The following is a 20,443-nucleotide window of genomic DNA, read 5'->3' on the forward strand; positions in this document are numbered from 1 at the left end:
TTAAATTTAATTTATTGTTTACACCATTTATTTAGCCACCGGCATGGTGAATTCCGCACCCTTGGAAATCGTCTGCGGCCAGCGCTGCATGATCGATTTGTAGCGCGTATAGAATCGCAATCCTTCTTCGCCGTAAGCATGCGTATCACCAAACAGAGAGCGCTTCCAGCCGCCAAAGGAATGCCATGCCATCGGCACCGGAATCGGCACATTGACGCCCACCATGCCGACCTCGACGCGGCGCGAAAACTCGCGCGCAGTATTGCCGTCCGAAGTAAACAAGGCCACGCCGTTGCCGAATTCGTGGGCGTTGATCAGGTTCACCGCGGCAGCAAAATCAGGCACGCGCACGATGCACAAAACCGGTCCGAAAATTTCTTCCCGATAAATCTTCATCTCAGGCGTCACCTGGTCGAACAAGGATCCGCCGAGGAAGAATCCGTTTTCCAATCCAGCCACTTTCAAGCCGCGGCCATCGACCAGCAGCTTGGCGCCGGCAGCCACGCCGCTCTCGATATAGCCTTCGATTTTTTCCTTGTGCACTGCCGTGACCACCGGCCCCATTTCGGCATCGGCTTCCATGCCGTTCTTGATCTTCAAAACCTTCACACGCGGAATCAATGCTTCGATCAGCTTGTCGGCGACATTACCCACCGCAACCGCCACCGAGATTGCCATGCAACGCTCGCCGGCGGAACCGTAAGCCGCACCCATCAAGGCATCCACCGCCTGATCGAGATCCGCATCCGGCATCACCACCAGATGATTCTTGGCGCCGCCCAGCGCCTGCACCCGCAATGGATACGCGCCTTTGCGCTTGGCGCCTTCCTGGTAGATATATTCTGCGATCGGCGTCGAGCCGACAAACGATACCGCCTTGACGTCAGGGTGCTGCAGCAAGGTATCCACCGCCAGCTTGTCGCCCTGCACCACATTAAATACGCCATCCGGCAAGCCAGCCTTCTTGAACAACTCAGCCATCATCAGCGACGGCGAAGGATCGCGTTCCGACGGTTTCAGGATAAAGGTATTGCCGGTCGCAATTGCCATCGGCGCCATCCACAGCGGCACCATCACTGGAAAATTGAAAGGCGTGATGCCGACGGTCACGCCAAGCGGCTGGCGCAGATTCCAGTTATCGATGCCGCCACCGATGTTGTCGGTGAACTGGGTCTTCAGCAGTTGCGGAATGCCGCAAGCGAATTCGACAATCTCCAAGCCGCGCGTGACTTCTCCCCTGGCGTCGGACAACACCTTGCCGTGTTCGCGCGTAATCGCCGCAGCCAGCGCCTCGTGATTTTGCTCCATCAACTCCTTGAACTTGAACATCACCCGCGCGCGCTTCAGCGGCGCAGTCTCCGCCCAGGCCGGCGCCGCTGCCGATGCCGCCGCTACCGCAGCGTTAACTTCTTCCACGCTGCCCAGCACGACTTTGGCAGCAACCGCGCCGGTCGCGGGATTGAACACATCCTGCTGGCGGCCGCTGGACGATTCCGTCACCTTGCCGTTGATGTAATGCTGGATCAAAGGGGTGGCGCTTGATGAAGTAGTCATAAGGATTCCTTTTATTAGTGCTGGGTTGAATTCGTTTTGTATTATTTTTTGCCCAGAATATCGTTAGCCATGCCAACAATCCAATGAGTTATGATCAATGGCATTATAAGAAACACTAATAATGAAACACTCATGATGAAAATTTAAGCACATGGACCTCATCCAACTTCGCGCCTTCGTCACGGTCGCCCGTGAAGGCAATCTGACGCGCGCAGCAGAATTGCTGCATGTCACCCAGCCGGCCGTCAGCCTGCAAATCAAATCGCTGCAGGTCAGCCTGAACCTGCAATTATTCAACCGCATCCCCAGCGGCATGGCGTTGACCGACGAAGGCGTCAAGTTACTGCCTTTTGCCGAACGCGCCATTGCCGTTATGTCGGAACTGCGCCAGCAAGCCGCCAGTTTGCATCCAAGCAATTCCAAAATCCTCAGCGGAAAACTCGCGATCGGCACGATTCTCGATCCGGAGTTCATCCGTCTCGGCGCCTTTCTGCAGCGCCTGGTGGAAAGTTATCCACAGCTTTCTACACAATTGCAGCACAGTATGTCAGGCGATGTTTTGCAGCAAATCAAGTCCGGCCATCTCGATGTCGGTTACTACCTCGGTACGCCAAACAAGAGTTTTCACCGGCTCACACTGACACAATTTACTTACTGCGTGCTTGCACCGTCAGGTTGGAAAAGCCGGGTTTCCGGAAAAGACTGGCCGGCTCTGGCGAAATTACCCTGGATCTGGACGCCGCCGGAATCGGCGCATCATCGTTTACTTAGCAAAACGTTTGCACAATATAAAGTTACGCCGAATAAAGTTGCTCTTGTCGACCAGGAACCGTCAATGCTGGACCTGGTGAAATCGGGCGTCGGACTTTCTCTTGTCAGAGAATCAATTGCATTGCGTGAAGCACATGCGCATGGCCTGGTGATTTCCGATACGGTCAATTTATCCACTGAACTATCGTTTATTACACTGGAAAAACGTAAAGACGAACCGGTGATTGCGGCCGTATTTGCCATATTGGAAACAATTTGGAGAAACTGACTTTCTGAAAGCTGTTTTTAAAGGGGTCAAATCCCCTTTTTTTGGATTTCACAGCTCTTCGTGTTTACATTTATAGGTTTATATATATGAATAGTAATAGTAGTTAACGCCCTGCTTTTCTGTGGATAACTATGAATTTGATTATTCATTCAAGTACTTACGACTTGGATAAGCGCTGAGTAAACCTTGTATCTGGAAAGAACATTTCTTGGATAAAAATGGGCTTGTGGATAGTTGCTTCGTTTATGCACATTAGATTCCTGTAGTTATCCACGGACTTATCCACAGTTATAAATTTTCATTCTTTCTATTTCTACCTTCCGTGCAGATTTTTCCCTCTCTTTTTTATTAAAAGGAGACCTTGAAAAAAGAATTTTTTTAGAAAAGTTGCTTTCTTAGCTTTATTTTGCGAATTCATTTTTTAAAGGCAACTTCAAAAGAAAAGGCTTTTCGGTTTTGTATTTAAAGATTTATATATAAAATAGTAGTAGTAGTTAACACCCTGCTTTTCTGTGGATAACTGCAAATTTGACTATTCATTCAAGCACTTGCGGCTTGGATAAAGGCTTGGTAATCGGTGTATTGCGGCAGAATAATTCTTGGATAAAAAAACGCTGTGGAAAACTAACTCGGATATCCACAATTGAAAAACAGGATATCCACAGCCTTATCCACAAAATCAAGAAAACACAGTGATTCCGATGCTTTTTAAGCAATGCAAAGCCATTTTGCCAAAAAAAATCGGCCTGCTTAAACGGTAGGCAGCATCGCTTTCAGAAAAAATTCTAGACAAGCTGAATCGAAAGCTTTAATGTACGCAAAGCGTATATTTGGAGGAGCGAATGCTCGATCAGCAGACTTTTTTGCGCGACGCCATGCGCCGCCTTAACCTTACCCGGGAAAATTTTTCGGAGCGGATCGGTATCCGAAAGCGTGCGTTGGACACCTGGTTATTGCCGGAAACATCCGGTGAATACAGGGTGATGCCGGATATCGTGACGAAATTTGTCAGTGAAATCCTGGGCGGAAACATTGCCGCCCAAGGATCTACGCAGAGCGTATATACCCCCGACCCCAATGCCCCGCTACGCACACGCATCGGCTACAACGGCAAGCCGCAGCTGCTATCGGTGGACCAGTTTTCGCGCGATTCGCTGGAAGAGCTGTTCCGCATCGCCGACATCATGCAGCCCATTGCAAGGCGCCAGAAGGTCTCGCGCATCCTCGAGGGTGCCGTACTAGCCAATTTGTTCTTTGAGGCCAGTACGCGCACGCGTATCAGCTTTGGCGCGGCGTTTTGCCGCCTGGGAGGATCGGTTTGCGACACCACCGGGTTTACCTTCTCTTCCATGACCAAGGGCGAGTCGATCTACGACACCAGCCGCGTCATCAGCGGCTATGTCGATGCCCTGGTAGTGCGGCACCCGGAACAAGGCGCAGTCGACGAATTCGCCCGCGCCACCAATATTCCGGTGATCAACGGCGGCGACGGCCCGGGCGAGCATCCCAGCCAGGCGATTCTCGACCTGTACACCATCCAGCGTGAATTCTCGCGGCTGGGGAAATTGGTCGATGGCGCCCATATCGTCATGGCGGGCGATCTCAAGTACGGCCGCACGGTGCATTCGCTGATCAAGCTGCTGGCCCTGTACCGCAATCTCAGGTTCACCCTGATCGCGCCGCCGACCCTGGAGATGCCGGCCCACATCCTGGAGCGCATTGCCCGCGCCGGCCATGCGGTGGAGCAATCGACTTCGCTGCGGCAAGGTTTGCGAGGCGCGGACATCGTGTACGCCACCCGGATCCAGAAAGAACGCTTCGCCGACGAGGCGATCGAGGGCTATACGCCGGATTTCCAGATCAACCAGGCCCTGATCAACGCCGCCTGCAGCGCCGACACCATCGTCATGCACCCCTTGCCGCGCGACGGCCGGCCCGGCGCCAACGATCTCAGCACCGATCTGAATCATGATCCGCGCCTGGCGATATTCCGCCAGACCGACAATGGCATTCCGGTCAGGATGGCGCTCTTCGCAACTTTGCTGGGAGTGGAGAACCAGGTGCAGCATTCGATGCGCGATGTCAGCTGGCGCTCGCCCCACCATGTGGGACCAGATGACGCAGCTTTCGACGGCCTGGACTGAAGCCGGCGTCAGCAACGACTGGCATTACAACGCCGGCCTGAGCGGCGGCGCTGAGCTGCAAGGCAAGTGGCCACACCCGCATCCGCGGCAGTTCTGTAGTTCTATAGTTCTCTAGTACGCCAGCGTGGACTGCGAAATTTTTAAAACGAGAAACTTACTTCGCCTTCTTCTGCTTCAAGGTCTTGCCCGGCGGCGGCGCCACCGGCTTTTGCCTGGCTTGCGCCAGCAAGGCCGCGCAATCGTTTTCCTGCGCCGGGGTGATATTGATCAAAGGGATCACGGCCGCCACCGGCGCCAGCACGCCAAGCGCAATCGCGCCGCCGGCCTTCAGCGCCAGCACACCCTTGTCCACCCCTACGTCCGGGTTCTTGAAGCTGCCATTGACGTGCAGAGGCGACCTGAGCGAAAAAATCCGCATGCCCTTGCTTTCCGGCTTGACGGTCAGCGCCAGCGTTTCCTGCGCCAGGTTGATCTGACCCTGGACATTGATGACGGCGTCGTCGGTATCCATCACAAAAGTGCGGGCGTCCATCACGCCCTTGGTCACGGCAAAATCGCTGGCCAGGCAGTTCAGCTTGACCTGCTTGTCGCCGAACAGCTTGGAAATGACAACGTTGCCGATATTCAGGCCAGCGGCTTCCAGCAGGAATTTGCTGATGGTGCCCTGGTTGACCAGGGTTTTCAGCTCGCCGTTGGAACTGCCCAGCAGGCTGGCGACAGAATTGCCGACCGCCGACAGGGAAGCGTCGCCGTTGATCTCGCCGAGGCTGGCCTGGGCCGATTCAAAAGCCGGAAACAGCTGCTTGATCTTCAGGTGGCGCGCCGAAATTTTCATTTCCGCCTTGATCACCTTGCCGCTGCCGTCCAGCTTGATGTTGGACACCATATTGCCGCCGGCGACGCCGAAATTCAGGGGCGTCAGCGACAGCACGCTGTCTTTCAGATGAAGGTCGGCGACCAGGTCCTGGATCGGCAATTCCTTGTCGCGCACGATCTTGCGCCCGGTGAACTTGACGTCGGCGTCGATGCTGCCCCAGCGGCTGGTATCGAATTGCTCGACCGGCAGCACCTTGTTGCTAGGCTGGGCCACGCCATCGCCGCGGTTGGCCTTGCTGGCGTTGGAGTCGGCGCCGATCAGCGGCGCAAGGTCGGCCAGCCGCAGCTGGTTGGACAGCAGCGTGCCTTTCAACAGGGGCCGCGGCTTTTGCGCGATATATTCCAGCGTGCCGGACAAATCGCTGGAGCCGACGCGGCCGCTGAATTTGTCGTAAATCCAGTCGCCGCCGGCGCTGTTGAGCTTGCCGATCAGCCGTCCCTCGGTGGAAAACGGCGGCGTCGCCGGCAACACGATGCCGGTCAGCGGATAGAGGTTGGACATGCTGGCGCCCGACAATTTCAGGCGCAGGTCGAGCGCGGCCAGATCGCTAGGCTTGGTCAGCGTTCCTTGCACGCCTATGGTTGTCTTGCCGACGCGGACATTGGCCAGCAGCGGATAGGGCGTGCTGGAGTTTTGCAGAGACAGCACGGCGCCCGCCTTGCCGTCGCCGCTGATCGCGGCCTTGTTGAAACTGCCGCTGACTTTCCAGCCGATGCCGTAGCCTTCCGCGCTGGTGGCGGGCAAGCTGTCGATGTCGGCCTTGATATCCAGTTTGCTGACCGGGTCCAGCAAACGCACAGTGCCTTTGGCCAGCAGCAGTTTCTGCAGTTCCAGTTGCCAGGCGGATGGTCCGCTTGATTTGAAGGTCCAGTTATTGTCGCCGTCCGGCTTGCGTTCCAGCGCAAGCACCGGCGCGTCCAGTTCCAGCGACGGCAGCACGATGCGGTGCGCCAGCAAGGGCAAGGGGCTTAGCGAAAACGTCAGTTGGCCGATTTCCGCCATATGCGGCCCGGTTTTGGCCCACTCTGGATTATCCAGCACAATGTCTTTGGCGCTCAAGCGCGGCCACGGCACCCAGCGCCGCCAGCTATCCAGGTCGCTCTGCGATTTTTGCCAGGTCAGCGCCAGATCGCCGCGAATCGCAAACGGCCGGCCAGCGGCCTCGCTGACACGCTGGTTGAGCCAGGGCTTGGCGCGGTTCCAGTCGAAAGTAAGCAGCAACGCCGCGCATACGGCAATCAGCCCCACCAGTGCCGCCAACGACCATAAAAAAAGCCGCGCCGGCCGAAATTTAGTTGTAGTCATAGATTTGTGAGGTAGGCGTTGCTAAAAAGTTCAATTCGACAAGTATCCCCCCAATCCTGCTGCAGATGCTTTAACAAATGCAAACTCCCTGGCAGTTGCGGCCATTGTGCACCTGGCACGACGGCTGTCATCGGGATCCTTGCGACAGACGTTAACCCAAGATAATGGCGAGCCCCGGTACTAGTGTGCACTTTGTTAGACATGCAAGAGTTTGTAACCCATTGTAGCCAATATAAATCGACGTGCTAGCTTGTAAACACAACCCATTCCCGTTGTCTGGAGTAAAAAATGACTAACAATAAAAAGCCGGTGTCGTTAATGCTCGGCGCTTCTGTCTGCGTGGCGCTGCTGTCGCTCGCCGGTTGCGATAAAAAAACCGATGCCAGCGCACCCGCCGCCGCGCCGGTCGCACCGCAGGCGCAAGCCGCGCCGGCCTATGTGCCGCCAACCGCCGCTCAGTTGTACCAGCTGGTGGGGCCGATCGCCCTGTTCCCGGACAAGCTGGTGGCGCAAGTGCTGGCCGCATCCAGCTATCCTGAGCAAGTCACTGCCGCCGACAACTGGCTGGGGCAAAACAAAAATCTGAAAGGCACGCAGCTGCAGGACGCCGCCAATCAGCAGCCATGGGATGTCAGCGTCAAGGGCTTGACGCAGTTTCCTAGCGTGCTAGACCAGATGGCGCACAATATTCCCTGGACTTCGGCGCTCGGCGACGCTTATGTCAACGACCCGACCGACGTCATGAACGCGATTCAGGTAATGCGCCAGCGCGCCGCCGCCAGCGGCAACCTGAACAACAGCAAGCAGCAGCGGATCGCCAGGGCGCCGCGGGTGCAGGTAGCGCCGCCTGGCGGCTATGCGCCGCCGCCCGACGAACCGCCTATCTATGAAGGACCGGAAGTGATTCCGCCGCCGCCGGAAACCATCGTGATCGAGCCGGCGGAGCCGGACGTGGTTTACGTGCCGGCCTACAATCCCGGCGTGGTCTACGGCGAGCCGCTGCCGGTTTATCCGGGTTACTACTATGAACCGCCGCCAGCCTATTATCCGCCCGGCGAAATCGTTACTGCTGGTGTGCTGACCTTCGGCGTGGGGATTGCCGTCGGCGCCCTGATCGAACATCAGCATTGGGGCTGGAATTCCTGGGGCGTGCACTGGGGCGGCGATGGCGGTGGCGGCAACTGGCGCGGCGATGGCGATCGCGATCGCGGCGGCTGGCACCGGCCGGCGGTGGTGTACAACAACAATACCTATGTGTCGCGTTCCACCACCATCATCAACCGCGTGACCAACAACTACAACAACAGCACTGTTATCAACAACAATACCCGGAATAATTTCGGCCCGGGCCAGGCGAACAATCAGGGTTTCCCCAATGGAAGTCCGGCTGGCCAGCCGGGCGGCGTTGCCAATTTCAGTGCGGCGCGGCCTAACGTGATGCAGCCTAACGTGGCTCGACCTGACGCGGCGCGGCCGAATTTCGCACCCCAGGGCAATCCGCAGCAAGCACGTCCTGCCCCGAATACCGCGCCGTTCGCCGCGGCGCCAAGGCCGAACCATGGACAGCCGGATTTCAGCCACATGACGCAGCCGAATTTCGGCAAGATCCCGCCAGGAGCCGGACCGTCGGCTGCCGCCAGCGCCAACCAGCTGGCAAAGCCTGGATTCGTACATCCGGCGCCGAATCAGGTTCAGCCTGGCGCAGTGCCGCAGCATCCCGGCTTTGGCCAGCCGCCGGTACAGAACGGGCGGCCGGTGCCTAACCAGCTGCAGCAAAATGCCTTGAACCACCCGCCGGTCATGCCGAAAAATCCTCAGGGCGAAAAGCCGCCGGTGAATCTGAACCAGCATCCTTTCGGCGGCAATCCGCAGCGGCCGAATTTCAACCGGCCGGCCGAAATGGCCAAGCCCCAGCCCCAGCCTGTGCCTGTACCGCAAAACGCGCAAAACCGCCCGCCTCAGCAGTTCGAGAACCGGCCTAACGGCGGCCAGATACATCAGGAAATGAACCGCCCTGCGCCTGCTCCGGCACCGGCGTTCAACCGTCCGGAACCGCGTCCGCAGCCACAACCGATGGCAAGGCCACAGCCACCGCAACTGCAGCAACCGCAGCAACCGCAGCAGATGGCGCGGCCGGAACCGCGTCCTCAGCCACAGCCACAGCCAATGGCAAGACCGGAACCGCGGCCACAACCACAACCACAGCCACAAATGCAAGCGCCACATCCGGCGCCACCGCCGCAAAACCACGAGGCGCATCATGACGGCGGCAATCTGCATCCCGACAAGCGCGCGGACGACCATAAATAAGCCCGTCTGAAAGCGCTGACCAGGGCGGCGGAGGTTTTAAAAACTGCCGTCCAAAAAAAAGCTGGCTGAACAAAAGTTCAGCCAGCTTTTTTATTCTATACGACAGGTGTGCATTACATCATTCAAGCCTGCAAGGTCATCAGGCTGGCATTGCCCCCCGCGGCAGTGGTATTGACGCACACCGCGCGCTCAGCCAGCAGGCGCCACAGCGGAATCGAGGCATATTCGGAGGTTTCCAGCAGCGGCACCAGCGCGCCGGATTTCTCGCTCAACGCAGTCAGCAAGGGACGCAGGCGCGAGGAGCCGGCGCCATCTACCAGCGCCAGCTGCAGGCGCGCGCTATTGCTGTCGGCATCGAGCTTGTCGATCACCCGGATGGCTGCGTGCACCGCCTTTGGCAAGCCTTCCGGAATCATTGCTGCCGCGCCCGCTTCCACCACCGGGGAGTTGCCGGTGGCGAATACCGCCGCCAGCTGGTTCAGCATGGCGCCGACATTATCCGCGCTGCACAGGATGGCGCCGCGCGGTGCAAACGACAAGCTGTTGCGTTCGCCGGTCGGCCCCGGCAGCACCAGCGAGGTGCCGAGCCAGCTGGCGTGCATGTATTCCTCGCCCAGCGCGGCAATCCGTTGATGGCCGTGGGTTTTGGCCCAGCCCAGCAGCGCTTGCAGCACCGGCGTATCGATCGCCGCGTCGGCATTCGGCGCATGAATCGTATGCGCACCCAGCGACACCACGGGATTGCGTTGCAGCCGCTTCAGGTACAAGGGGCCGCCGGCTTTTGGTCCGGTGCCTGATTTCCCTTCGCCGCCAAACGGCTGCACGCCGACCACGGCGCCGACGATATTGCGGTTCACATAGATATTGCCGACATGCGCATGGCCGACGATGTAGTCGATGGTTTCGTCGATGCGCGAATGGATCCCCAGCGTCAGGCCGTAGCCGCTGCCGTTGATCGCTTCGATCAGTTGCGGCAGCTCATTGCGGGCGTAGCGCAGCACGTGCAATACCGGTCCGAACACTTCGCGTTTCAGTTCCGACATGGAGCCGATTTCGATCAGGGTCGGCGCCACGAAAGTACCGTTGCTTTGTTCCGGCGGCAGCGGCAACTGGAACAAGTCCTTGGCTGTGCCGCGCATTCTTTCTATATGCGCCAGCAACTGACCCTGGGCATCGGCATCGATCACCGGGCCGATGTCGGTCACCAGCCGGTCCGGACTGCCGACCCGCAACTCCTGCATGGCGCCCTTCAGCATATGCAAGGTGCGGTCGGCGATATCGTTTTGCAGGCACAGCACGCGCAAAGCCGAGCAGCGCTGGCCAGCGCTGTCGAATGCCGAGTTCAGCACGTCTTGCACCACCTGCTCCGGCAGGGCGCTGGAGTCCATGATCAAGGCGTTCTGGCCACCGGTTTCGGCGATTAGCGGCAGATCGACCGATTCTTCCAGCGAGCGTTTCGCCAGCGTGCGGTTGATGATCTGCGCGACCTCGGTCGAACCGGTGAAAATCACGCCCTTGACACGCGGGTCGGCGGTCAGCGTGGCGCCGACGGTATCGCCCTGCCCCGGCAGGAATTGCAAGGCCGCGTGCGGCACGCCGGCTTCATGCATCAATTGCACTGCGCGCGCGGCGATCAGCGGCGTCTGTTCCGCTGGCTTGGCCAGCACCACATTGCCGGCTGCCAGCGCGGCGCTGACTTCGCCGACAAAAATCGCCAGCGGGAAATTCCACGGGCTGATGCACACCACCGGGCCGAGCGCCAGCGCGTTCTGGGTGTGGCGGATTTGCGCCGCGTAGTAGCGCAGGAAATCGACTGCTTCGCGCACTTCTGCAATGGCGTTCGGCAGCGATTTGCCGGCCTCGCGGATTGCCAGCGCGATCAATTCCATCTGGTTTTCTTCAAACAGTGCGGCTGAGCGGTCCAGTTTGTCGGCGCGTTCCGCCGGCGGCAGGGTTTGCCAATCCATGGCGTAGACGCTGGCTGCATGCAGGGCTTTGTCGACATCGGCGACGCTGGCTTCGATCACGCTGCCGACCACATCGCGATGGTCGGCCGGATTCAGCACCGGACGCGCGGCCTGGCTATAGGCTTGCAGCTCGCCCAGCAGCGGCGTCGCATGCCATTGCTGCTGGCCGAAAATCTTGAAGGCGCTGTCGATCTGGCGCAGCACTTCTTCATTGCTAAGATCGAGGCCGGTCGAATTCTTGCGTTCGGCGCCGAACATGGCCGGCGGCAGGGCAATCTGCGGATGCGGCTCGCCGCCCAGCTGCTGGGCGGCCTGCAGCGGATCGGCAATGAGCGAATCGATGGAGACGTTCTCATCGACGATCTGGTTGACGAAGGACGAGTTGGCGCCGTTTTCCAGCAAGCGCCGCACCAGGTAAGCCAGCAAGGTCTGGTGCGAACCGACCGGTGCGTAGATGCGGCAAGGCTTGTCCAGCATGTCTTTGCCGACCACCTGGTCGTACAGCGTTTCGCCCATGCCGTGCAGGCACTGGAATTCGTAATCGGTGACGTTCTTTTCCTTCGCCCAGCTATAAATAGTGGCCAGGGTATGCGCGTTATGCGTGGCAAACTGCGGATAGATGACGTCGGTCGCCGCCAGCAGTTTTTGGGCGCAGGTCAGGTAGGACACATCCGTATAAACCTTGCGGGTGTACACCGGGAAGCCCGGCAAGCCGTCGACCTGGGCGCGCTTGATTTCGGAGTCCCAGTAGGCGCCCTTGACCAGCCGCACCATGAATTTGCGGCCGCTGCGGCGCGCCAGGTCGGCCAGGTAGTCGATCACGAAGGGACAGCGCTTCTGATAGCCCTGCACCACGAAACCGATGCCGTCGAAGCCGGCCAGGTCAGGATCGAAGGCGAGCGCTTCCATCAGGTCCAGCGACAGTTCCAGGCGATCCGCTTCTTCCGCATCGATGTTGAGGCCGATGTTGTATTGCTTGGCCAGCACCAGCAACTGCTTCAGGCGCGGCAGCAGTTCCTGCATGGTGCGCTGGCGCTGGGCGCGCGAATAGCGCGGATGCAGCGCCGACAATTTCACCGAAATGCCAGGGCCCTGCTTGATGCCGCGTCCGGCCGAGGCCTTGCCGATGGCGTGGATCGCATCTTCATACGAACGGTAGTAGGCCGCCGCGTCTTCCTCGGTGAGCGCCGCTTCACCCAGCATGTCGTAGGAGTAGCGGTAGCCGCGCTTTTCATTGTCGCGGCTGTTGCTGAGTGCTTCGGCGATGGTCTGGCCGGTGACGAACTGGTTGCCCAGCATGCGCATGGCGACATCCACGCCCTTGCGGATCAGCGGCTCGCCGCCGCGCCCGATCAGTTTGGTCAGCGCCGAGCCGAGGCCGCTTTCGCTGCTGGTGCTGACCAGCTTGCCAGTGATCAGCAAGCCCCAGGTGGCGGCATTGACGAACAGCGACGGCGATTCGCCCAGATGGCTGCGCCAGTCACCCTTGCTGATCTTGTCGGCGATCAGGCGGTCGGCGGTCTGGTGATCGGGAATGCGCAACAGCGCTTCCGCCAGGCACATCAGGGCCACGCCCTCTTCCGAGGACAGCGAAAATTCATGCATCAAGGCGTCGACGCCGGAGGCGCGCGTGCGCTTTTCGCGCACGGCTTGCACCAGCTTGCGCGCCAGCGCCTGGCTGGCGGCATATGAACTGGCGCTGGTTTGCACCTGAGACAGCAGCCATTGCACGGCCAGCGTTTCATCGCGGCGATAGGCGGCGGTAATGGCGGCGCGCAGCGGCTTGGCGTCGGCCATCATCTCGGCGTGGAAGGCGGCGAAGGCGCTGCTGGGAAGGGTGGAAGGGGTAGTGCTGGACGGCTGGGATGACGGCTGTAGCGGCGGCATGGCGATTGTCTCTGTAAGGGTATTTATTTTGTCAACTTGCTATGTTTTCAAACAGGCGGCAGGCAAGCCGGCGCCATGCTGCGATGGCGGGATCGCAGCGCGTCTGGGAAGCGGAAATCCGGCATTGCAGCACTGCGCCCGGTTTGCCGGGGAGCATTGTTTTGAATGACTCTGTCAGCTTTCCAGGAAAGCCAAGTTGTTCGATTGTAGGCGGCATCGGCATGGATTAATTCTGGTAATAATGCCTGCTATCAAAATTTTGTTATTGGTGAGAAAATTTAACCGAATAAAATTTTTCGGAAGATAGTGCATGCTTGACAAGATCAGTAAGAAAATCCTGGCCGAACTGCAAAACGATGGTCGCATCAGCAATGTCGACCTGTCGGCCCGCGTCAACTTGTCCCCCGCGGCCTGCCTGGAACGCGTGCGCAAACTGCAGGAAGCCGGCTATATCCTGCACTACACCGCCCAGCTCAATCCGCAGCTGCTGGACGTCGCTCTGCTGGTCTTCATCGAGGTTGTGCTGGACCGCACCACGCCGGAAGTGTTCGAAGCCTTCAGCCAGAGCGTGCAGATCATTCCCGAAGTGCTGGAGTGCCATATGGTGGCTGGCGGCTTCGATTACCTGGTCAAGGCGCGCGTCAAGGACATGAACGCCTACCGCGAATTCCTCGGCAAATCGCTGCTGCAGCTCAAGGGCGTGCGCGAGACGCACACCTATGCGGTGATGGAAGAGGTCAAGCACACCACCAAGCTGCCGATACGATGAAAGATTGCCTGAATCCTGACTATAAAAAATGACCATGAACCGACTGATACTAGCGGCGGCGTGTTTCGCCGTCCTGCAAGGATGTACCGCCATGGATGAACCGGTTGTATCGCCACAAGCTGAAACACATGCGGCTGATTCCGCAGCGGGCTGCGCTGCCGACAAGCAGGAAGACAATGCGTTGGTCGGCAAGACCGAACAGCAAGCCACGGCCCTGCTGTCCGGCTGCGTATGGCGTATCGGCGAGCGAGACGGCGAGCAATTCGCCGGCACCATGGATTATCAAGAAGCGCGGCGTACATTGGGGATTGCCGCGGGCAAAGTGACTTGGGTGCGGCGCGGTTAAGAAATCAGATTGATGTGAAACAGCCGGGGCCATGAGCAACGCGCTCATGATCCCGGCTGATCAAGGCAAGCGCCAGGCGGATGTTGTTTACTGAGAATAAATAGGGTCAGAGTCGAATTTTCCCAAGTGGATATTCGACACTGACCCTTTTTTATTCCGAAAACCCATCTACAGCGAGCCGCATGCGCCTTTAACACGCATATCAAAAATATGGCCGCAAGTAATTGTCCAGTCATATACGAAGCCTATTCTTGACGTCGACTTTCTTCGTTCCAGTTTTTTCACTATCCCACTATAGGAAAATAACTATGCAAATCCCGAAAAAAATCGCCTTGACGCTGATGCTGCCTTTCCTCGCATGTGCAACGACGTTTATCCATGCCGAAGAGACGGATGCTAAAAAACAGCCGGCCAAGCATATTCTGCTTATTTCAGTCGATGGCATGCACCAAGCTGATCTTGACTGGTTCGTTACCGCGTATCCGCAATCCACCCTCGCGCGCATGGTGCGTGAAGGCGTTAACTACACCAACGCCAGAACCCCTTTTCCTTCGGATTCATTTCCCGGCATGGTCGGCCAGGTCACTGGCGGCAATCCAAAAACCACGGGTATTTATTACGATGACGCCTACAGTCGAGGGTTGCTGCCTGCGGGAACGGCCAGCTGTGCAGGAGCGAAACCGGGGGCGGAAGTTTACTATGCGGAAGTCAGTGCAAAAGACATGAACCGTTTGGACAGCGGCCAACAGATTCCCGGCTTGTATACCGACTTTACAAAAATATCTCAGCTGACCGGCCATGCGCAAGATTTGCTGGATCCAAAGACATTGCCGGTAGATCCAAAAACATGTTTGCCCGTGTATCCGCATCAGTATCTTCAAGTGAATACGATTTTTGAGGTAGCGAAGCAGCATCATTTGCGTACAGCGTGGTCGGACAAGCACGCAGCCTATGACATACTCAATGGCCCGTCCGGCAAGGGAATCGATGACTTGTTCGCACCTGAAATCAACAGTTCAGTCACCGATCCGTCGGCACCTGCAGGTCCCGGCGACGACTGGACCAAGGACAACGCCAATACCCAAAAATACGATGCCTTCAAAGTAAAGGCCGTCGTGAATTGGGCCAAGGGTTTCGATCACGCCGGCAATAACTCGCTGGGCATACCCGCTATTTTCGGGATGAATTTCCAGGCGGTCTCCACCGCACAGAAACTCAACAAGTCAAACTATTACATCGACCCGAAAGACCCCAGCACTGTCATGACCAACGGCCTGGGCGGCTACACCTTGAATGGCGCGGTGCCAGGACCAGTATTGCAAAGCGCATTGACTTTTGTGGACGACCAGCTCAAGACCATGGTCGGCGCGCTTGATCTCAGCAAAACGGTGGTGGTTCTCTCCGCTAAGCATGGCCAATCACCACAAAACCGTACGGCGCTGACGATAATCAATGATGGCAACATGATTGACGCATTGAACTGCGCTTGGGAAAACAATAGTGCAAGCTGCAAAGATCCCGCCCAAACCCATTTGGTGGCCCATGCAATTGACGACGACGGCATTCTGATGTGGCTCACCGACCGCTCGACTAAAGCAACTCGCTTTGCGAAGAAATTCCTGCTTGCTTATGCGGGGACCGGCATCGGCTCGGATGCTTTGGGCAACAGCATCTCCAAACCCTTTGTCCAAGCCGGCGTCACAAAAATCTATGCGGGTGAAGAGGCTGAAGATTTATTCGGCACCAAGCGTGGCGATGAACGCGTTCCCGATGTGGTCGGCATCGCCCAGCAAGGAGTCGTCTGGGCCGGCGGCAAGCTGTCCAAGATCGCCGAACACGGTGGCAACGCGCATCAGGATAGACATGTGCCTATCGTAGTATGGGGTGCTGGCATCGCACACCAATCGAATGACGATCATGTCGAGACTACACAGATTGCTCCGACAATCCTCTCATTGCTGGCACTCGATCCGAGGGAATTGCGGGCCGTACAGATTGAGCGTACCAAGGCTTTGCCGGATTTGCATTGATCGGTAATGCCCTCGGTTTCAGGTACTGGCGCGTATCGCCAGCCTGAAACCAAGATCGACGCTGGTCTTTTCCACCGCTTCACGCCGCAGTATCTTGATCAGCAGCTGCGCCGCGGTAAAGCCGATGTCGTAGCGCGGCGTGACGATGGTGGTGATGCCGGGATTGGCGTAGGCCGACCATGGCAGATCGTTGAAACCGGCGATCGCCATCTGGCCGGGCACCGAGAGGCCGCGGCGCTGGCATTCGAACAGCACGCCCAGCGCCAGGTCGTCATTGCAGCAGAATACGGCATCGCACTGCGGCGTCTGCTGCAGGATCTGGCCGAGCATCCTGGTGCCGAGTTCCACCGTCGACGGCGCCGGCGTCAGTACTTCGATGTCGGTCGCCAGGCCGGCTTCGGCCAGCGCGCGGCGATAGCCGTGGCGCCGTTTCATCATGCGCGGATCGAGCTGGGCGCCGAGGAAGCCGGGATGGCGGTAGCCGCGTTCGATCAGGTGGCGAGCGATGCTGTAGCCCGCTTCTTCATGCGAAAAGCCGACTGCGATCTCGCCGCCTTGCGGGTTGATGTCGAACATCCGCACCGCCGGCACATTGTGCGCCGCCAGCTGTTCGCACAGCGCATCCTGCTGCTCTATGCCGCTTAACAAAAAGCCGTCCGGCGCATGCGCCAGGTAAGTACTGATCAGCTGGCTTTCCTTGTCCGAGGAATAACCGCTTTCGCCGATCAGGAATTTATAGCCGTGCTGGTTCAGGCTATCGCGGATCCCGGTCAAGGTCTCTACGAATACCGAGTTGCTGAGCGACGGCACGATGACGCCGATCACCTGCGATTTGGCCGAGGCCAGCGTGCTGGCCGCCTGGTTCGGTACGTAGCCGAGCTGCTTGATCGCTGCGGTAATCCGTTCGCGCGCTTCCAGCTGCACCAGGGCTGGCGTTTTCAGCGCCCGTGATACCGTCATCGGACTGACGCGCGCCAGCCGCGCGACGTCTACGATAGTGACTCTGCCGCTGGCGCGGCTATGGCGTTGTTGCTTGATTTCCGGGCTGTTCATGGATGATGGGAAGGTTAAGGTCTCTGTGCACCTGGCTTATGCCAGTGGTTTTTGTTTATTGTCTGCGGCCTGCCTGCTTGATCTGCACCGGGCGAGGGATCGTGTCTGCGGATTCTGTCCGCGAATCTTGTCCATTTAGCCAGCACATCCAATGTTACACGCAAGCCGTGTCGCATTGTTATGGTTTCCTTGGAGTAAGGATACTACCTAGGCAGGCGCGCCTCTCCCGGATTTACGTAGAGATACAATGTTAGCGCTAACATATGTTGTATCATCGCGCTATTCGGCAAGTACTGCACAAGTACTACAATTGGACGACCGAGGCTGGCGTTGGGCCGGCTCCGTCAATGCAGTCCGCTAGCCATTATTCATCGATCAAGAATCAAGAGGACGTTCATGCAGCAGCCAGAATACATGCTCGGCGTAGATATCGGCACCACCAGTACCAAGGCGGTGCTGTTCACCACCCAGGGGCAGATCGTGGCGCAGCACGCGGTGGAATATCCACTACTGTGCACTACGCCGGGCATGGCTGAGCAGGATCCCTTGCAGATCTATGAAGCGGTGCTGAGCGCGATCCGCAACGCTGTCGGCGCCAGCCGCGTCGATCCCGGCCAGATCGCGCTGGTCTCCTTCAGCGCCGCCATGCACAGCGTGATTGCAGTGGACCAGGACGGCAAGCTGCTCAGCAACAGCATCACCTGGGCCGATAACCGCGCCGGCGCCTGGGCCAACCGCATCCGCGATGAGCTGGACGGCCACGCGATCTATCTGCGCACCGGCACGCCTATCCATCCGATGTCGCCGCTGTGCAAGATCATGTGGCTGCGGCACGAGCAGCCGGAATTGTTTGCGCGCACTGCGCGTTTCGTCGGCATGAAGGAATACGTGCTGTACCGTCTGTTTGGCGCATGGCTGGTCGACCATTCGATCGCCTCCGCCACCGGCATGTTCAACCTGCAGCAGCTGGACTGGGACCAAGGCGCGCTGAGCATGCTTGGCATCAGCCCGGCGCAACTGTCGACCCTGGTGCCGACTACCCACCACCTGAGCGGCCTGGCGCCCGCCGTGGCGCAGCAGCTGGGGCTGGCGCCGGCGACGCCGTTCGTGATCGGCGCCAACGATGGCGTCTTGTCAAATCTTGGCGTCAACGCCATCGGCCCCGGCCAAGTGGCGGTCACCATCGGCACCTCGGGCGCGATGCGGACCGTGATCGACCAGCCGAAGACGGATCCGGCCGGCCGCACCTTTTGCTACGCGCTGACGGCAAAGCACTGGGTGGTGGGCGGCCCCACCAATAACGGCGGCAGTATTTTCCGCTGGGTGCGCGATGAGCTGGCCACTGCCGAGTCGGCCGCCGCCACGCAGGCCGGAACCGATGCCTACGAGGCGCTCACCAAGATCGCCGAGGCGGTGCCGGCCGGCGCCGAAGGCTTGCTGTTCCATCCCTACCTGGCGGGCGAGCGGGCGCCGCTGTGGAATGCCGATGCGCGCGGCTCCTACATCGGGCTGGCGATGCACCATGGAAAAGAGCACATGATACGGGCGGCGCTGGAAGGCGTGATTTTCAGTCTGTACAGTATCCTGCCGGCAGTGGAAGACCTGATCGGACCGACCACCCACATGATGGCGACCGGCGGCTTTGCCCGTTCGGCCTTGTGGCGGCAAATGATGGCGGATATTTTCGAGCGTGAAGTGGTGGTGCCGGAAAGCGTCGAATCGTCTTGCCTCGGCGCGGCGGTGCTGGGTCTGTATGCGCTCGGGAAAATCGATACGCTGGACGCAATCGGCGGCATGGTGGGCGCTACCCATCGGCATTTGCCCAAGCCGGAGAACGTGGCGTTATACCGCCGCCTGTGGCCGATCTATGCCGCCATCCCGAAACTGCTGGAGCAGCAGTACCGGCAGCTGTCGCAATTCCAGCGCGAGACGGCAATAAGCGACCCCGGCTAGGCGACCCCAGCTACACCCCCGGTCATTCCCGCGAACGCGGGAATCTAAATTGCTGAATATGATAGTGAAAATGGATTCCCGCGTTCGCGGGAATGACCGGGTCGCGAATGACCGGGTCGCGAATGACGGCATCTATTGTCTTATTTCTTAATCTTCATCTTCCGGATCGATCAGGCTGAATTTCTCATGCGCGGTTTCGCTCAGGTGGCCGCGCAGCCATTTATGCGCCGGGTTGCGTGCATCGCGTTCGTGCCACAGCATGTCGACGTGTACTGCGGGCGTCGGGAACGGCAGCTCGCGCGCCACCAGCACGTCGGTCATGCCGGTCGCGCCGATCAGGTGACGCGGCAGCACGGTCAGCAGATCGGAGCTGGCGACCACCCGGCCGGCGGTGAAGAACTGGTTCACGGTCAGCAGGATGCGCCGTTCACGCCCCATTGCCGCCAGGGTTTCATCGATCAAGCCATGCGCGCGGCCGGAAAAACTCACTAGCAAGTGATGCGAGGCGCAGTAGTTATCCAGCGTCAGCACCTGGCTCGCCAGCGGATGGTTCTTGTGCATCACGCACACGTATTCGCCGGTGTACAGGCGCTCGTGGTGTATCGGCGAAGCGCTGGTGGTCTGGCCGCCGGCCAGCTGCGCCGCCACCCCGGGGAAAAAGCCGACCGCCAGATCGACGTCGCCGCGCAGCAGCATCTGGCGCGGATCGCGGGTAGTCAGCGGCACCATGCGGATGTTCATTTGCGGTGCATTGCGCTCGATGGTGCGCACCAGCGCGGGCAGCCACAGCGCGGCGGTGGCGTCCGCCATCGCCATCTGGAAGGTGGTGTGGGCGCGCGAAACGTCGAAGGTTTCGGGTGTGATCGCGGTTTCCAGGTCGGTCAGGGCGCGCCGCACCACTGGCCACAGTTCCTCCGCATGCTGGGTCGGCTTGACGCCGTGCGCGGTGCGGATCAGCAGTTCATCGTTGAGCGTGTCGCGCAGCCGCTTCAGGGCATTCGATACCGCCGGCTGCGTCATCGCCAGGCGGCTGGCGGCGCGCGTCAGGTTTTGCTCGGTCATGACAGCATCGAAGACGCGCAGCAGGTTCAAGTCAAGCGTTAAAAAGCTCATGTCTGGATATAAGATTAATTATTTTTGGTTAATTTTTGGCCGGCAGGGCCGCGGAAATTATTTGGTCCGCAAGAAATATTCACAGATTCTATAACT

At 58.7% G+C, this 20,443-nt stretch carries 12 protein-coding genes; 7 read left to right on the forward strand and 5 right to left on the reverse strand.

Annotated features, from left to right (window positions below; all coding sequences use genetic code 11):
• Positions 1–27: 27 nt before the first annotated feature.
• Entirely contained in the window at positions 28–1,554 is a 1,527-nt protein-coding gene (locus BCF11_RS10275; protein ID WP_098494656.1) for a CoA-acylating methylmalonate-semialdehyde dehydrogenase, read from the reverse strand.
• Positions 1,555–1,705: 151 nt separating this feature from the next.
• Here BCF11_RS10275 and BCF11_RS10280 point away from each other — a divergent pair, with 151 nt between their 5' ends.
• Both BCF11_RS10280 and BCF11_RS10285 read left to right on the forward strand, forming a co-directional pair.
• Positions 1,706–2,593 (forward strand): LysR family transcriptional regulator, encoded by an 888-nt coding sequence (locus BCF11_RS10280; protein WP_098494657.1) that lies wholly within the window; start codon positions 1,706–1,708, stop codon positions 2,591–2,593.
• Positions 2,594–3,435: 842 nt separating this feature from the next.
• Positions 3,436–4,737 (forward strand): aspartate carbamoyltransferase, encoded by a 1,302-nt coding sequence (locus BCF11_RS10285; protein ID WP_098494658.1) that lies wholly within the window; start codon positions 3,436–3,438, stop codon positions 4,735–4,737.
• A gap of 154 nt (positions 4,738–4,891) precedes the next feature.
• Here BCF11_RS10285 and BCF11_RS10290 read toward each other — a convergent pair whose 3' ends face one another.
• Complete coding sequence (locus BCF11_RS10290) at positions 4,892–6,919, reverse strand: AsmA family protein (RefSeq protein WP_098494659.1); 2,028 nt, start codon at positions 6,917–6,919, stop codon at positions 4,892–4,894.
• A 288-nt stretch (positions 6,920–7,207) separates the two neighbouring features.
• Between BCF11_RS10290 and BCF11_RS28295 the strand changes: the two genes are divergently transcribed.
• On the forward strand, positions 7,208–9,229 hold the full coding sequence (locus BCF11_RS28295; RefSeq protein ID WP_233212434.1) for a DUF3300 domain-containing protein: 2,022 nt from the start codon (positions 7,208–7,210) through the stop codon (positions 9,227–9,229).
• 122 nt (positions 9,230–9,351) lie between these two features.
• On the opposite strand, the gene putA is transcribed toward BCF11_RS28295, so the two are convergent.
• Positions 9,352–13,083 carry a trifunctional transcriptional regulator/proline dehydrogenase/L-glutamate gamma-semialdehyde dehydrogenase gene (gene putA / locus BCF11_RS10300; RefSeq protein WP_098494660.1) on the reverse strand — a complete coding sequence of 1,244 codons (3,732 nt, stop codon included), beginning with the start codon at positions 13,081–13,083 and terminating at the stop codon, positions 9,352–9,354.
• A gap of 310 nt (positions 13,084–13,393) precedes the next feature.
• On the opposite strand from putA, the gene BCF11_RS10305 reads away from it, so the two are divergent.
• From BCF11_RS10305 to BCF11_RS10315, 3 genes are all read left to right on the forward strand, one after another.
• Positions 13,394–13,852, forward strand: a complete 459-nt coding sequence (locus BCF11_RS10305) for an Lrp/AsnC ligand binding domain-containing protein (protein ID WP_014008389.1) — start codon at positions 13,394–13,396, stop codon at positions 13,850–13,852.
• Positions 13,853–13,943: 91 nt separating this feature from the next.
• Entirely contained in the window at positions 13,944–14,198 is a 255-nt protein-coding gene (locus BCF11_RS10310) for a hypothetical protein (protein WP_369827848.1), read from the forward strand.
• Positions 14,199–14,506: 308 nt separating this feature from the next.
• The gene (locus BCF11_RS10315; protein ID WP_233212436.1) at positions 14,507–16,228 is read left to right on the forward strand and encodes an alkaline phosphatase family protein; all 1,722 of its coding nucleotides are present in this window, start codon (positions 14,507–14,509) and stop codon (positions 16,226–16,228) included.
• 18 nt (positions 16,229–16,246) lie between these two features.
• On the opposite strand, the gene BCF11_RS10320 is transcribed toward BCF11_RS10315, so the two are convergent.
• On the reverse strand, positions 16,247–17,281 hold the full coding sequence (locus tag BCF11_RS10320; RefSeq protein WP_098494662.1) for a LacI family DNA-binding transcriptional regulator: 1,035 nt from the start codon (positions 17,279–17,281) through the stop codon (positions 16,247–16,249).
• Between the two features lie 396 nt (positions 17,282–17,677).
• On the opposite strand from BCF11_RS10320, the gene gntK reads away from it, so the two are divergent.
• Positions 17,678–19,234, forward strand: a complete 1,557-nt coding sequence (gene gntK / locus BCF11_RS10325; protein WP_098494663.1) for a gluconokinase — start codon at positions 17,678–17,680, stop codon at positions 19,232–19,234.
• A gap of 147 nt (positions 19,235–19,381) precedes the next feature.
• On the opposite strand, the gene BCF11_RS10330 is transcribed toward gntK, so the two are convergent.
• Positions 19,382–20,347, reverse strand: a complete 966-nt coding sequence (locus tag BCF11_RS10330; protein ID WP_098494664.1) for a LysR family transcriptional regulator — start codon at positions 20,345–20,347, stop codon at positions 19,382–19,384.
• Positions 20,348–20,443: the final 96 nt, after the last annotated feature.

The organism is Collimonas sp. PA-H2, from assembly GCF_002564105.1.
Taxonomy (GTDB): domain Bacteria; phylum Pseudomonadota; class Gammaproteobacteria; order Burkholderiales; family Burkholderiaceae_D; genus Collimonas.